At 59.1% G+C, this 14,051-nt stretch carries 13 protein-coding genes; 8 read left to right on the top strand and 5 right to left on the bottom strand.

Annotated features, from left to right (window positions below; genetic code table 11):
- From cyoB to queC, 5 genes are all read left to right on the top strand, one after another.
- Positions 1-2,019: a cytochrome o ubiquinol oxidase subunit I gene (gene cyoB / locus HBO41_RS26915; protein ID WP_017135070.1), complete on the top strand. Its 2,019-nt coding sequence runs from the start codon at positions 1-3 to the stop codon at positions 2,017-2,019.
- Positions 2,020-2,022: 3 nt separating this feature from the next.
- Positions 2,023-2,649: a cytochrome o ubiquinol oxidase subunit III gene (locus HBO41_RS26910; protein WP_010206435.1), complete on the top strand. Its 627-nt coding sequence runs from the start codon at positions 2,023-2,025 to the stop codon at positions 2,647-2,649.
- On the top strand, positions 2,649-2,990 hold the full coding sequence (cyoD, locus tag HBO41_RS26905; RefSeq protein WP_010206434.1) for a cytochrome o ubiquinol oxidase subunit IV: 342 nt from the start codon (positions 2,649-2,651) through the stop codon (positions 2,988-2,990). The genes HBO41_RS26910 and cyoD overlap by 1 nt, the downstream gene beginning before the upstream one ends.
- 11 nt (positions 2,991-3,001) lie before the next feature.
- Positions 3,002-3,889 (top strand): heme o synthase, encoded by an 888-nt coding sequence (cyoE, locus tag HBO41_RS26900; protein WP_017135069.1) that lies wholly within the window; start codon positions 3,002-3,004, stop codon positions 3,887-3,889.
- Positions 3,890-3,992: 103 nt separating this feature from the next.
- Complete coding sequence (gene queC, locus HBO41_RS26895) at positions 3,993-4,691, top strand: 7-cyano-7-deazaguanine synthase QueC (protein WP_017135068.1); 699 nt, start codon at positions 3,993-3,995, stop codon at positions 4,689-4,691.
- Between the two features lie 128 nt (positions 4,692-4,819).
- Here queC and HBO41_RS26890 read toward each other — a convergent pair whose 3' ends face one another.
- Positions 4,820-5,698: a queuosine precursor transporter gene (locus HBO41_RS26890; protein ID WP_017135067.1), complete on the bottom strand. Its 879-nt coding sequence runs from the start codon at positions 5,696-5,698 to the stop codon at positions 4,820-4,822.
- Positions 5,685-6,290, bottom strand: coding sequence for a helix-turn-helix transcriptional regulator (locus HBO41_RS26885; RefSeq protein WP_017135066.1), 606 nt, complete (start codon positions 6,288-6,290; stop codon positions 5,685-5,687). Before HBO41_RS26885 ends, HBO41_RS26890 begins: the two co-directional genes overlap by 14 nt.
- 274 nt (positions 6,291-6,564) lie before the next feature.
- Between HBO41_RS26885 and glyA the strand changes: the two genes are divergently transcribed.
- Together glyA and HBO41_RS26875 are read left to right on the top strand one after the other, a co-directional pair.
- Positions 6,565-7,920, top strand: coding sequence for a serine hydroxymethyltransferase (glyA, locus tag HBO41_RS26880; protein ID WP_169988425.1), 1,356 nt, complete (start codon positions 6,565-6,567; stop codon positions 7,918-7,920).
- Between the two features lie 96 nt (positions 7,921-8,016).
- Positions 8,017-9,096 (top strand): pyridoxal phosphate-dependent aminotransferase, encoded by a 1,080-nt coding sequence (locus tag HBO41_RS26875; protein WP_099549452.1) that lies wholly within the window; start codon positions 8,017-8,019, stop codon positions 9,094-9,096.
- 117 nt (positions 9,097-9,213) lie between these two features.
- On the opposite strand, the gene HBO41_RS26870 is transcribed toward HBO41_RS26875, so the two are convergent.
- Both HBO41_RS26870 and HBO41_RS26865 read right to left on the bottom strand, forming a co-directional pair.
- The gene (locus HBO41_RS26870) at positions 9,214-9,933 is read right to left on the bottom strand and encodes a hypothetical protein (RefSeq protein WP_017135403.1); all 720 of its coding nucleotides are present in this window, start codon (positions 9,931-9,933) and stop codon (positions 9,214-9,216) included.
- Positions 9,934-10,004: 71 nt separating this feature from the next.
- Complete coding sequence (locus HBO41_RS26865) at positions 10,005-10,508, bottom strand: DUF6622 family protein (protein WP_169988422.1); 504 nt, start codon at positions 10,506-10,508, stop codon at positions 10,005-10,007.
- Positions 10,509-10,707: 199 nt separating this feature from the next.
- On the opposite strand from HBO41_RS26865, the gene HBO41_RS26860 reads away from it, so the two are divergent.
- Positions 10,708-12,723, top strand: a complete 2,016-nt coding sequence (locus tag HBO41_RS26860) for a c-type cytochrome (protein WP_169988420.1) — start codon at positions 10,708-10,710, stop codon at positions 12,721-12,723.
- Here the strand turns inward: HBO41_RS26860 and HBO41_RS26855 are convergent.
- Positions 12,720-13,970: an aspartate aminotransferase family protein gene (locus tag HBO41_RS26855; RefSeq protein ID WP_099549456.1), complete on the bottom strand. Its 1,251-nt coding sequence runs from the start codon at positions 13,968-13,970 to the stop codon at positions 12,720-12,722. The two genes, HBO41_RS26860 and HBO41_RS26855, sit on opposite strands and share 4 nt — an antisense overlap.
- Positions 13,971-14,051: the final 81 nt, after the last annotated feature.

The raw sequence follows: 14,051 nt of genomic DNA, 5'->3' as shown, positions 1-14,051 counted from the left end.
ATGTTTGGTAAATTAAGTTGGGATGCGGTCCCGTTCCACGAGCCGATCGTGATGGTGACCATCGCCATGATCGCGCTGGGTGGTCTGGCACTGTTTGCTGCAATCACGTATTTCAAGAAGTGGACCTACCTGTGGACCGAGTGGCTGACGTCTGTCGACCACAAGAAAATCGGTGTCATGTACGTCATCGTTGCCATGGTCATGCTGCTGCGTGGTTTTGCCGACGCCATCATGATGCGTACCCAGTTGGCCATGGCCACCGAGGGTTCGCCTGGCTACCTGCCGCCTGAACACTATGACCAGATCTTCACCGCTCACGGTGTGATCATGATCATCTTCATGGCGATGCCATTCTTCACCGGCTTGATGAACCTGGCCTTGCCGCTGCAGATCGGTGCGCGTGACGTTGCCTACCCGTTCCTGAACTCCCTGAGCTTCTGGCTGCTGGTTTCCGGCGTGGTGCTGATCAACCTGTCCCTGGGCGTCGGCGAATTCGCCAAGACCGGCTGGGTTGCGTATCCGCCGTTGTCGGGCATTCAGTACAGTCCGGGCGTGGGTGTGGACTACTACATCTGGGCACTACAGTTATCAGGACTCGGGACGACACTGACGGGGGTCAACTTCCTGGCCACCGTCCTGAAAATGCGCGCCCCTGGCATGAAACTGATGGACATGCCGATCTTCACCTGGACCTGCACCTGGGCCAACGTCCTGATCGTGGCTTCGTTCCCGATCCTGGCCGCTACCATGGCGCTGCTGTCGCTTGACCGTTACCTGGATTTCCACATTTTCACCAATGAACTTGGTGGCAATCCAATGATGTACGTGAACCTGTTCTGGGCATGGGGTCACCCTGAGGTGTACATCCTGATCCTGCCAGCGTTCGGTATCTTCTCTGAAGTGATCTCGACCTTTACCGGCAAGCGCCTGTTCGGTCACCACTCGATGGTTTATGCATCGGGCGCAATCTCTGTACTGGGCTTCATGGTGTGGCTGCACCACTTCTTCACCATGGGTTCGGGGGCCAGCGTCAACGCCTTCTTCGGCCTGGCGACGATGTTGATTTCGATCCCGACGGGGGTGAAGCTATTCAACTGGCTATTCACCATCTACCACGGCCGTCTGCGTATCACCAGCCAGGTTCTGTGGACCCTGGGCTTCATGGTGACCTTCGCCATCGGCGGCATGACCGGCGTACTGCTGGCCATTCCGGGTGCTGACTTCGTACTGCACAACAGCCTGTTCGTGATCGCGCACTTCCACAACGTGATCATCGGTGGTGCTGTATTCGGCTACATCGCAGGTTTCAGCTTCTACTTCCCGAAAGCGTTCGGCTTCAAGCTGCACGAAGGTTGGGGCAAGGCTGCATTCTGGTTCTGGATCTCGGGCTTCTTCGTCGCGTTCATGCCGCTCTACGCGCTGGGCTTCATGGGCATGACCCGTCGTCTGAACGCCACTACCAACCCTGAGTGGGTGCCGTACCTGTACGTCGCCATGTTCGGTGCGTTGATGATTGCTGCCGGTATTGCCTGCCAGCTGATCCAGCTGTACGTGAGCATCCGTGACCGTAAGCAGAACGCTTGCGACTCCGGTGACCCATGGAATGGCCACACCCTGGAATGGTCGACCTCGTCGCCACCGCCGTTCTACAACTTCGCTGTGATCCCTACTGCGAACACCATTGATGCGTTCACCGAAGCCAAGGAAGACGGTACTGCGTACCAGCGTCCTAAGCACTACGAGCCGATCCACATGCCGAACAACACCGCCACTGGCGTGGTGATGGGCGCGCTGTTGACCGTGTTCGGTTTCGCGATGATCTGGCACATCTGGTGGCTGGCAATCGTGGGCCTGGTAGGCACTATCGGTTACTTCATCATTCACGCTGCCCGTGATGATCAAGGCTACATGGTGCCGGTCGAGACGATCGAACGCATCGAAGCCGAGCAGCACGCTCGCCTGGTAGCCGAGAAGAAAATCCCGGCCAACCGTGTAGAAACCTCGTTGGAACAGGCTTAAACCATGTCGAACTTAGTGACCAATGCTGGACACGCCCATGTCGATGACCATGGGCACGATGACCATCACCACGACTCGGGGCCAATGACCGTATTCGGTTTCTGGCTCTACCTGATGACCGACTGCATCTTGTTTGCGTCGATCTTCGCGGTGTACGCGGTACTGGTAAACAACGTAGCGGGTGGCCCGTCGGGCCACGACATCTTCGAACTGCCTTACGTGCTCGGCGAAACCGCCTTGCTGTTGTTCAGTTCGATCACCTACGGCTTCGCCATGTTGGCCTTCTACAAGGGCAACAAGAAAGGCGTACTGAGCTGGTTGGCACTGACCTTCCTGTTCGGCCTGGGCTTCATCGGCATGGAGATCAACGAGTTCCACCTGCTGATCTCCGAAGGCTACGGCCCGCACCGTTCCGGCTTCCTGTCCGCGTTCTTCACGCTGGTAGGCACCCACGGTCTGCACGTAACTGCCGGCCTGCTGTGGATGGCGGTGATGATGTATCAGGTCAATAAGCACGGCCTGACCAACACCAACAAGACTCGCCTGAGCTGCCTGAGCCTGTTCTGGCACTTCCTGGACGTGGTCTGGATCTGCGTATTCACCGTCGTTTACTTGATGGGGACTCTGTAATGGCTAATGCACACTCCCATGACCACGACAGCCATGATGCGAGCCACGGCAGCGTAAAGTCTTACGCTATCGGCTTCATCCTGTCGGTCATCCTGACCCTGATCCCGTTCGGCCTGGTGATGTACCCAACCTTGCCGAAGTCGATCACCTTGATGATCGTCCTGGCGTTCGCGGTGATTCAGGTTCTGGTTCACCTGGTGTACTTCCTGCACCTGGATCGCTCGAAAGAGCAGCGCGATAACGTGATTGCGTTCGTGTTCGCAGGTCTTGTGATCCTGCTGCTGGTTGGCCTGTCGATATGGATCATGTTCAGCATCCATACGTTCATGATGGCGAAGTGAGGTAAGACCCGATGTCGCTTAAGCACTTTATCCAAATCACCAAACCGGGGATCATTTTCGGTAACGTGCTTTCTGTGGCAGGCGGTTTCTTCCTGGCCTCCAAGGGGCATGTCGATCTGGCCATTTTCTTGGCTGCGATGATCGGCACGTCCCTGGTGGTAGCTTCCGGTTGTGTGTTCAACAACTGCATCGACCGTGACATCGACTTGAAGATGGAACGCACCAAGAATCGTGTGCTGGTGCAGGGCCTTATCTCCCTGAAACTGGCACTGATCTACGCGACCGTCCTGGGTGTTGCCGGTGTAGCCCTGTTGTACAAGGTGGCCAACCCGTTGGCGGCGCTGTTTGCCGTGATCGGTTTTGTTATCTACGTCGGCCTTTACAGCCTGTACCTCAAGCGCAAGTCGGTTCACGGCACGCTGGTGGGCAGTCTGTCGGGGGCGATGCCGCCGGTGATTGGTTATGTGGCTGTAACCAATAGCTTCGACATGGCTGCGCTGGTGCTGCTGGTGATGTTCAGCCTGTGGCAGATGCCGCACTCCTATGCCATCGCGATCTTCCGCTTCAATGACTACCTGGCTGCGTCGATTCCGGTTCTGCCGGTTAAGCGTGGCATTCAGGTGGCCAAGAAACACATCCTGCTCTACATCCTGGCCTTCCTCGTGGCGACCTTGATGTTGACCTTCAGTGGCTATGCCGGCATGAGCTACCTCGCCGTCGCCGCCGCCATGGGCATGTACTGGTTGTACATGGCCTGGACCGGCTACAAGGCGGTGGATGACACCGTCTGGGCGCGCAAGTTGTTCGTGTTCTCGATCTTCACCATCACCGCGCTCAGCGTGATGATGTCCCTGGATTTCCAAGTGCCGAAAGAGCTGTTGCTGACCTACGCACACTGAGTCACCGAGCAACAAAAAGCCCCGCCTTCGCAAGAAGCGCGGGGCTTTTTATTGAGTGGCCTTTAAACTATTCCCACATTCTACAAATGCAGGAAGCAACGTGATGACTAAAAAAGCCGTGATGGTATTCAGTGGCGGGCAGGACTCGACCACCTGCCTGATCCAGGCGCTGGGGCAGTATGACGAAGTGCACTGCATTACCTTCGATTATGGCCAGCGCCATGTGGCCGAAGTTGAAGTCGCGCAGAAGTTGGCCAAGCAGTTGGGCGCCACCGTTCACAAAGTGATGGACGTGTCGCTGCTCAACGAGCTGGCGATCAGCAGCCTGACCCGCGACAACATTCCGGTGCCGACCGTGAACAGCTCGGGCGAAAGCCTGCCGAGTACTTTTGTGCCGGGGCGCAATATTCTGTTTCTGACCCTGGCGGCGATCTACGCCTATCAGGTCAAAGCTGAAAGCGTGATTACCGGTGTCTGCGAGACCGACTTCTCGGGTTACCCCGATTGCCGCGATGACTTTGTCAAAGCGCTGAACACGGCGCTTGAACTGGGCATGGATTACAAGCTGCGCCTGGACACGCCGTTGATGTGGCTGAACAAGGCTGAGACCTGGGCTTTGGCAGATTACCACCAGCAACTGGACCTGGTTCAGCACCAGACCCTGACTTGCTACAACGGCATCATCGGCACCGGCTGCGGTAATTGTGATGCATGCAACCTGCGGGCTCGGGGCTTGAATGAGTATTTGCAGGACAAGGCGGGTGTGATGAGCAGCCTGAAGCAGAAGTTGCAACTGAGCTAGGGATTAGGGACCGTACTCGGTCTACTGTGGGAGCTGGCTTGCCTGCGATAGCATCAACTGAATGTCACTGACATACCGAGTTGTCTGCATCGCAGGCAAGCCAGCTCCCACATTTAGAGCGCATTACATCAGGCTGCGCTACCGGTAATCCAGCGTTTGAACAACGCACGCGCGCCATAGGCCGGCAGGATATTAAAAAACGCAAAGCCGACTTTGATCGCGATCTGCACGTAGATCATGCTCAAGATGTCGCTGGTCTGCATCGCGCCATAGAACGCAATAAAGCAGAACAGGAAACTGTCGATAATCACCGCAAAGAACGTACTGAGGAAAATCCGCAGGTACAGGTATTTGGAGTTGGTCAGTTCCTTGATCTTGCACAGCAAGTAGGAGTTTATGTTCTCCGACACCAGGAACGAGACCGAGGACGCGACCAGTACCGAGGACACCTGAATGATCACATCGTTGTAAGGGCCATCGAGTTTCCAGCCTGGCAGCCCTGGCAGAAACGTCGAGCCGTAGAGCAGGATGATGATCATCGCGTTACTGGCGAACGCAAACAAAATGGCACGTCTGGCCAGCCGCAGGCCGAATTGCTCGTTGAGCAAATCCACGATCAAAAACGTCAGCGGGTACAGAAACGTGCCTGGCGTGACGATGATGCCCATCGACTCCAGGTAAATAGGCTTGGTCGCGGCAATGCTGGTGAAGATATAAAACGTGAACAGCAACAGGTTCAGGATGATGTAGATCATCCAGGAGTTTTCGTTGCGGTCGTTTATATCGTAGGCCGTCAGCGTCCCTCCCTGTGAATAAAACTTCTTGTACATGTTCTTAACTTCCATTTTATTGAGGTTGTCCATTATTTCGCTGTTGATGACTTCACTCAGCTTCATCTTGATGACCTTGCCGGTGGCGATCACCATGATTACCGCCAGGCGCTTGTCATTCTCAAAGCCCAGCAGTTTGTATTTGCTGTTTTCGATGCCCGCTTCATACGTTGTCATTGAAGCGCTCCTCAATGATGTCGCCGATTACACACAGGCGCTCTGAGCCAGCGCAGGCTTCAAGGGTGATAAACATCTTTTGGATGGCCCGGTCGTACACCAGCTTTTCTTTGCCCAGCGTTGACGTGCCTTTTTGCACGATGAGCAAATCGCCCGGCTCGTTGATACCGGGAATGCCACGTTCCAGGCGCACACCGATCAGGTTGTAGGAAGAGCCGAAGTAGTAGGTCAGCGGATACAGGGTGGCCAACTCGCCAATGCGCTTGTCCAGGTTCTGGATCACCAGGCTTTCCTTGAGCACCGGCACGGCGGCCGGGTTCATGTTGCCCTGTGGGGAAACACTGCTCTCGATGATTTCCTTGGCTTCAAAATCAAGGGTCTCGATTTCATCGTAGGAAACACCGAAGAAGTCCGAGATCTTGCGGACAGTGGACTGCTGCACGTTGACGACCTTGCCTTCCAGGATGTTGTAGATGGTGGTCCTGGTCAGGCCGGCGGCATTGGATAGGGACAGCTGCGTCTCGCCGCGGCTTTTGATCAAGTACTTGATGTTGCTCTTCAAGTGCTCGGTTTTTTCGCGTCTGTGTATCACGTGCTCACCACTTCCTTTTAGTCGTTAACGTCCGTTGTTTGCGCAACCACAACAGGGAGCGCCCGTTCCGGGGGCGCTTGTGGTTTTGCGGCGGCGGGAGTGTTGCATGCGTCGGGCCTAACAATAAAGTCCGGATGCGCTGCGGGCGTGCTTTTGATGGGGCTGGAGTCTGGAAAATGAACATTTGATTTGGAAAATGTTTAATTTCCTGTTTAATTGATCCTCTCGGTTCAGGACGGACCGGCACGCAACGCCCAGGAAGGGACCCGCACTGATGGCATTCAATACCGTACCTCTGAAAGACCAGGCCGACCTGCTGCGTCGTGGCCTGGCGGATCTGCGCGCAGAAGACTTCGAACTCGCCAGCCTGCTGGATGCTGAAGTCACTCGCCAGCATCGCACCCTCTCATTGGTGGCTTCTTCCTGCGCGGTCAAGCCCCGCACTCTGGTGGCCTGCGCCTCTGCACTGGTCAACGTGAGCGCCGAAGGCACGCCCGGCAAACGCTATCGCACCGGCTGCGAAAATGTCGATTTAGTGGAGTCCCTGGCCATCCGCAGGGCGCGGGAGTTGTTCGATGCACATTACGCCGGCGTGCAGCCTCATTCGGCGTCCAATGCCATATCCCAAGTGCTTTCGGCGCTGCTTGAGCCGGGCGATACGCTACTGGGCATGGCCCACGACCATGGCGGCGAACTCACCCATGGCAGCCCGGCGGTGTTTACCGGGGCCTATTACAAGGCTATCCGCTACGGCACCACCGTCGATGGCCTTATCGATTATGAGCAAGTGCGCAGCCTGGCCCTGGCCCATCGCCCACGCATCATTATTTGCGGTGCGGGTGCGTACTCAAGGGTGGTGGATTTTGAGCGGTTTCGCGCAATTGCCGACGAGGCGGGCGCCATCCTCTTGGCGGATATTTCCGCTATCGCCGGGTTGGTGGTGACGGGGCGCCACCCGAGCCCGATCAACGCCGCCCACGTCACCATCACCTGCACGCACAAGCAATTGGGCGGCCCACGGGGCGGGTTGATCCTGTGCGGCCGCGACGCCGAGGCCAAGGTGCCTGGCCTGCGGTCGACGTTCAGCCGTGTGCTGGACCAAGCCGTGTTCCCGCGTATGCAAGGGGCGCCGGCGGTGAATATGATCGCGGCAAAAGCGGCTGCCTTCGGGTACGCGAAGTCAGCAGAGTTTGATGCCTGTATGGGGCGTGGCCGTGCGCTTGCCGATGAGGTGGCCAGTGCGTTTGCGGCCCAGGGTTACGACGTGGTGGGCGGGCGCAGTGACAACCATACGGTACTGATCCGGTTGCCGGGCGCCATGACCGGCGCCATCGCCGAGGCGGCCCTTGAGTCTTGCGCCATTGTGGTGAGCAAGCACCGCGTACCAGGCGAGACACGCTCGAAGTTGGTCACCAGCGGTTTGTGTATTGGCACCGGCTGCATGGCGCAACGCGAACTCGACGCCGAGGGTTGCCGCCAGGTGATTGCGCTGGTGTGCCGGGTGTTGGAAAACGTCACCCCGCTGGGCGAACAGGACTATCGGCTTGAGCCTGAGGTGCGCGAGCAGGTGCGCACAGCGGTAGAGGCCCTGTGCATGAACTACCCGATCGCCGACTACCTGGAGGGTTGATCACGGCGCAGGTGGCTAAATCAGCCGAGCGCCTTCTCGTCATACTTCTTTGTACGAACCGTGAGAAACCATCACCCGTCTACAAGGAGTCGCGCCATGTTCAGCGTAAGTCGTCGGTCTCTTCTCGCCTTTGGCGCGGCCCTGCCGGTGCTGGGCCGCCTGGATTGGGCGGTCGCCAGCCAGCCAGCGGCTCCGGCGGACACGGTGCGGCTTAATTACAACGAAAGCCCCTACGGTCCCTCGGACTCCGCCCGCGAGGCGATGCAGCGTGGCATCGGCCTCTCCGGGCTGTACCCCTATGGTTACATGTACGGCTTGGCCGAGCAGTTCGCCAAGGCGCACGGGCTTGTCGAAGAACAGGTCGCTGTATTTGCCGGCTCCATGGCCGCCTTGCGCTACGCGGTGCTGGCGTTTACCAGCCAGACTCGTGGTCTGGTGATGGCCACGCCGTCCTATGAAGTACCGCGTCAGGCCGCCGAAGCCTGGCAGGCGCCGGTGCACGAAGTGAGCCTTAATGCCAACCACGCCCATGACGTGCCGGCCATGCTCGCCGCCGACCCTCACGCGGGCATGCTGTACCTGTGCAACCCCAACAACCCGACCGGCACCCTGACGCCCACCGCAGCGATCCGTCAGGCGCTTGCGAACAAACCCAAAGGCTGCGTGCTGGTGGTGGACGAGGCCTACATCGACTTCTGCGATGCCCCAAGCTGCGTGAGTTGGGTCAAGGACCACGACGATTTGCTGGTGCTGCGCACTTTCTCGAAAATCTACGGCATGGCCGGCGCGCGCCTGGGCTTGGCGGTAGGCCACCCAGCGTTGCTGGAACGCCTGGCAGTGTTTGGTGGCGACAATGTGCCGGCGGCGTCCACGTTACTCGGAGCCCGGGCAAGCCTGGACGACCTCAAGCTGGTGCCGCAACGCAAGGCGCTCAATGCCCAACTGCGTGACGAAACCGTGGCCTGGCTCAAGGCGCGGGATTTTACCTGCACCGCGTCGCAAAGCAATTGCTTCATGATTAACGTGAAACAACCTGCAGAACAGGTGATCGAGAAGCTGGCTGCACAGGGCGTATTGGTCGGGCGGGTGTGGGAGGATTGGCCGCAGTGGGTGCGGGTGACGGTGGGCAACAAACAGGAGATGGCGCGGTTTCGCGAGGTGTTCGCGAGTCTTTAAAGCAACACAAAACCCATGTGGGAGCTGGCTTGCCTGCGATAGCAGCACCTCGGTCTATCAGGCAAACCGAGGTGATGCTATCGCAGGCAAGCCAGCTCCCACCTTTTGAGCAATGCGTTACTGCTGCTGCGCGATGCTGTACCCATCAAACGCCGTCTGCTGCTGCAGCGCAGTAATCACACTCTTGCGGCTCAACGGCTGCTCGGCGCCGGCGTTATCCACAAAGCTCTCGGTTTCAAGCTCAGCCTCATCACCTTCACCCACAAAGCTGAAGCCTAAAAACTCGAATGCCTCACGGTCAACGTTGAGCTTGGAGCGCGGCGTGCGCAGCGGCAGGGTGACGCTGATGCCATCCTTGCTGATCACAAACACTTCGGCTTCTTTCTTGGCCCGTGCAGCCTTGCCCTTACCGGCGCTTGGGTTGCTGATGGCCTGGTGAGACTGGTTCAGCACCTTGAGGGCCAGGCCGTAGACCAGCTCCTGGAACTCGGGGTCGTCCTTGAAACTGGAGAGGATGCGGCTGATCGAGAACTTACTGCTCAAGTCTTCCAGGGCGATGTTGTCGGCCGCTTCGGCATCCTTGAGTTGCTTGAGCTGGCCCATCAGGTCGTAGGCCTTGTCGTCGTCGAAGGCGTCATGGGCCTGACGGATGGCCACGCGCAGTTCGCGAATCTGGTCGCTTTCCTTGGAGGTGTGGAACGCGTCCAGCACCATCTCGCTGATGATCTTGGCCGCAGGCACATGCTGTGAAAGATTGATGGCGTTTTCGTATTCGGCCTTCGAGTGCAGGGCGACTACGGATTCTTCGGCGGCGTGTTCGGTGTAAGAATCAGGCATTGAAATTTCACTACTTCAGTAAACGGGGGACAAAAAAGCGTCGCGCATTTTCGGCGGCATGGGAGATCAGGTCAAGGCAGCACACTGCCCTTATCGCCGCGTAATGCGCTCAGCGCCCGCTGCAAGCGCACGGCCCGCCCGCAGAACAGACCAACGGTAAACCCCGATACACCGCCCACGGCCAGCAACATTTCAGGTGTACTTAACAGCAGCGGATGCACGGCCTGCTGATAGCCGAAGTAGTACTTCACCGCAAAGAACAGCTGCGAGATCAGCAGGGTTTTCCAGGTGCCCGCCAGCACCAGCGTTTCGCCATTGGCATCGAGCCGGGCGCCGTCGGCGTTGAACAGCAACATCCCCAGCAGGCTGCCCGCGAGCGCACCCGCGACCCAGGCGCCGCTCGACAGGATCGAGGGCGCCAGCGACATCAGCGACCACACCACCAGCACCACCGGCAAAATCAGCAGCGAGCGGCGATTCTCACGCCCGCCCATGCAGGCCTTGATGCCGTAATAACAAATCCACAGGTAGATGGCGTACACCCACAGGGGCGTGCCTTGGAGGATATCGAGCATGGGTGCTTCCTTGCGGGGTTTGGTGGCGCTGATAGTCGTTGAGCCATCATCGTTTTGTCCATCGATTTGGCGCTGACCCACATCAACACCCTCCAGCGCAAAACCCGTTACAACACAGCGGCCTGATGAACCCATAAAAACAACCGCTGGCCTGCGCCGAGGGGACTACTCCACGCCAGGTTATTAAAGGATTAATGCAATGGCCTTTTCATTGTCCCGCCTGGCCTTGCTGGGGGCGACGCTGTGTCTTGCGCTACCTCTGCACGCCGCCCCAACCCAAATCGAGCAGGGTCAATACGTGGCCCAACTGGGCGACTGCATCGCCTGCCATACCGCCAGGCAAGGTCAGGTGATGGCCGGCGGGCTGGAGCTGAGCACGCCGATGGGCACGATTTATTCGAGCAACATCACACCGGACCGCGACACCGGTATCGGCAACTACAGTTTCGAGCAGTTCGACAAGGTGATGCGCGAAGGCGTGACGCCGGCGGGCATCAACCTTTACCCGGCGATGCCGTATCCGTCCTACGCGAAGATGAGTGAAGGGGATATGCGCGCCCTGTACGCCTACCTGATGCAAGGCGTCGAGCCGGTGCGACAGGCCAACCTTGAGGCGGACATGGGCTTCCCGTTCAATCAGCGCTGGGGCCTGGCGCTGTGGAATGTTGCCTTTCTCGACAAGCAGCCGTTCCAACCCGACCCGCAGCGTAGCGCGGTGCTCAACCGTGGTGCCTACCTGGTCCAGGGCCTGGGGCATTGCGGCTCGTGCCACACGCCACGGGGCATCGCCTTCCAGGAAAAAGCCATGAGCGATACGGGCCGCAGCGGCCGGCATTACCTGGCCGGTGAAACCGTCGAGCACTGGCGCGCCCTGAGCCTGCGCAACCTTTGGACGGTGCCAGACACCGTGCAACTGCTCAAGACCGGGCAGAACCGCTTTGCCACGGTCGCTGGCAACATGGCCGATGTGATCCACCACAGCACCCAGCACTTCAGTGTTGACGACCTCACGGCCATCGCCAGTTACCTCAAATCCCTGCCGCCCGGTAAAGATGATCTGCCAATGCCAGCGGTCGCCCAAGCACCGGCCGCACCGCCAGCCGACCTGTTCACCAGCCGTGGCGGCCTGGGCTATATGCAGTTTTGCAGTGATTGCCACCGCAGTGACGGCGCTGGCGTAAAAGGCCTGTTTCCACCTTTGGCCGGTAACCCGAGCATTGCCTCGAACAACCCGACTTCGCTGTTGCATATCACCCTGACCGGCTGGGAAACCGCGCAAACCGCCGCCCACCCAAGGGTCTACACCATGCCCGGTTTCAGCCGACTGGCCGATCAGGAAATCGCCGAAATTCTCACTTTCGTACGCACCCGTTGGGGCAACGAAGGCACGCCAATCAATGCGGGCCAAGTGAAGAAACTGCGTGACCAACTCAACCCTGACACCACCGATTCGTCAGCCTTCGAAACCCCAAGGCTGGCGAATTTGCTCGCCGCACCCAACGCCGACCAGGTTATTCGCGGCATGCGCCTGCACCTGCAAACCAAGGCGCTGCTGCCGGATAACGTCGGCAATTCGCTCAACTGCGCTAGTTGCCATCTCAACGCCGGCACCGTGGCGGATGGTTCGCCGTTTGTGGGTGTGTCGGCGTTCTTCCCCAGTTACGCGCCGCGTGCGGGCAAGGTGGTGACGCTGGAGGAGCGCATCAATGGCTGTTTCCGCCGTTCCATGAACGGCAAGCCGCTGGCGCCGCAGTCGGCGGATATGCAGGCGATGGTCGCCTACTTTGACTGGATGAAAAACAACACCCGCCCTGAAGATAAAGTCGCCGGGCGCGGCGTGGGCAAGATCGACCCGGCGATCAAGCCGGATCTGGTCAACGGCAAGCAGGTGTATACCAAGCAATGCGCGGTGTGCCATGGCGATAACGGCCAAGGCCTGGTGCGTTCCGACGGCGAGCTGGTGTACCCGCCATTGTGGGGCGAGCAGTCGTTCAACATCGGCGCCGGTATGGCACGGCCTTACACCGCGGCGGCGTTTGTGAAACGCAACATGCCGATCGGCTTCCACGAAAAATTCCCGTTGGGGCAGGGCGGTTTGTCGGACCAGGAAGCTGTGGACGTGGCGGCGTACTTCTCCGGCCAACCGCGCCCGGATTTCCCGGACAAGGTCAGAGACTGGCCCAACGGCGGCAAGCCCGTGGATGCGCGCTACTAGTTCAACTGCTTAAGGCAGGTCTCGAGAATATCCAGGCCTTGCTCCAGCACCGCAGGCTCAGTGGTCAGCGGTGCCAGCAGGCGGATGATATGCCGCGATTTGCCGCTGGGCATCAGCAGCAAGCCGGCATCGCGTGCCAGGCTGAGCAGTTGGGTCAGTTGCTGGGGAGCGGGCGTGCCGTCGGCATGGGCCAGCTCGATGCCGCGCATGGCACCCACGCCGGTCAGGCGGCCCAGATAGGGCGACAGCTGTTGCTCGCGCCAGGCGGCATAACGGCGAACGATGGCGGCTTCCTGCTGTGACCCCCAGGTTTTCAATTGCGCGTCGGTCATCGCATCCAATGTTGCCAAAGCAGCCGCGCAGGCAATTGGGTTTCCGGAATAGGTGCCACCGAGGCCGCCTTTGGGCAAGTTGTCGAGCAGCGCCTTGCGCCCGACCACCGCGCCCAATGGCACGCCACCGGCGATGCTTTTGCCGAGCAGGATCAGATCCGGCTCGATGCCCAGGCGCGAGAACGCAAAACGCTGGCCGGTACGCCCGAAGCCGGACTGGATTTCATCGGCAATCAGCAGGATGTTTTTATCATCACAGAAGCGGCGCAGGGCCTGGGCGAACTCGATGTCCAGGGCCAGAAAGCCGCCTTCGCCCTGCACCGGCTCGATGATGAAACAGGCCACATCGTTGACGTCGATTTCCACGCTGAACAGACGGTCCATGGCCTTCAGGGCTTCGGCGCAGGTCACACCGTTATCGGCGCTGGGGTAGGGCAGGTGATACACCGGGCCGGGTAGCACGCCGACCTTTTGCTTGTAGGGCGCCACCTTGCCATTGAGGTTGAGGGTGGCCAGGGTGCGGCCGTGGAAGGCGCCGTCAAAGGCGATCACCGCCGTGCGGCCGGTGGCGCCGCGCACGATTTTCAAGGCGTTTTCCGCCGCTTCCGCGCCGCTGTTGGTGAGCATGCCGCTTACCGCGTAATCCACCGGGATAAACGCACAAAGGCGATCCATCAGCTCGATGTAGGGCGCATGCGGCGCGGCGTTGAAGGCATAGTGGGTGAGCCGGGTGGCTTGTTCGCGAATCGCTTCCACCACGCCTGGGTGACAGTGCCCGAGGTTGAGCACGCCAATGCCACCGACAAAATCGATATAGCGCTTGCCCGTGGTGTCCCAAACCTCGGCGTTCTTGCCGTGGCTGAGGCTGATGGGGTGAACGATGGAAATCGACTGGCTGATGCTTTCGCGGCTCATGAATCGGGGACTCGGCAGTGGCGGGCGTGTATTTATCTAAGCCGCGCGCCCGGCTTTGCCGCAAACGAAATAAAGTCGCCG

It is taken from the genome of Pseudomonas sp. WS 5146 (assembly GCF_012985495.1).
Lineage (GTDB): Bacteria > Pseudomonadota > Gammaproteobacteria > Pseudomonadales > Pseudomonadaceae > Aquipseudomonas > Aquipseudomonas edaphica.
This window is presented reverse-complemented; position numbering and strand designations above follow the sequence as displayed.

What these genes read in the sequence shown, in the direction of transcription:
- queC (WP_017135068.1), top strand. Translation starts at nt 3,993, where the DNA reads ATGACTAAAAAAGCCGTGATGGTATTCAGTGGCGGGCAGGACTCGACC.
- cyoE (WP_017135069.1), top strand. Translation starts at nt 3,002, where the DNA reads ATGTCGCTTAAGCACTTTATCCAAATCACCAAACCGGGGATCATTTTC.
- HBO41_RS26875 (WP_099549452.1), top strand. Translation starts at nt 8,017, where the DNA reads ATGTTCAGCGTAAGTCGTCGGTCTCTTCTCGCCTTTGGCGCGGCCCTG.
- HBO41_RS26890 (WP_017135067.1), bottom strand. Translation starts at nt 5,698, where the DNA reads ATGACAACGTATGAAGCGGGCATCGAAAACAGCAAATACAAACTGCTG.
- HBO41_RS26860 (WP_169988420.1), top strand. Translation starts at nt 10,708, where the DNA reads ATGGCCTTTTCATTGTCCCGCCTGGCCTTGCTGGGGGCGACGCTGTGT.
- glyA (WP_169988425.1), top strand. Translation starts at nt 6,565, where the DNA reads ATGGCATTCAATACCGTACCTCTGAAAGACCAGGCCGACCTGCTGCGT.
- HBO41_RS26865 (WP_169988422.1), bottom strand. Translation starts at nt 10,508, where the DNA reads ATGCTCGATATCCTCCAAGGCACGCCCCTGTGGGTGTACGCCATCTAC.
- cyoD (WP_010206434.1), top strand. Translation starts at nt 2,649, where the DNA reads ATGGCTAATGCACACTCCCATGACCACGACAGCCATGATGCGAGCCAC.
- HBO41_RS26870 (WP_017135403.1), bottom strand. Translation starts at nt 9,933, where the DNA reads ATGCCTGATTCTTACACCGAACACGCCGCCGAAGAATCCGTAGTCGCC.
- HBO41_RS26855 (WP_099549456.1), bottom strand. Translation starts at nt 13,970, where the DNA reads ATGAGCCGCGAAAGCATCAGCCAGTCGATTTCCATCGTTCACCCCATC.
- HBO41_RS26910 (WP_010206435.1), top strand. Translation starts at nt 2,023, where the DNA reads ATGTCGAACTTAGTGACCAATGCTGGACACGCCCATGTCGATGACCAT.
- cyoB (WP_017135070.1), top strand. Translation starts at nt 1, where the DNA reads ATGTTTGGTAAATTAAGTTGGGATGCGGTCCCGTTCCACGAGCCGATC.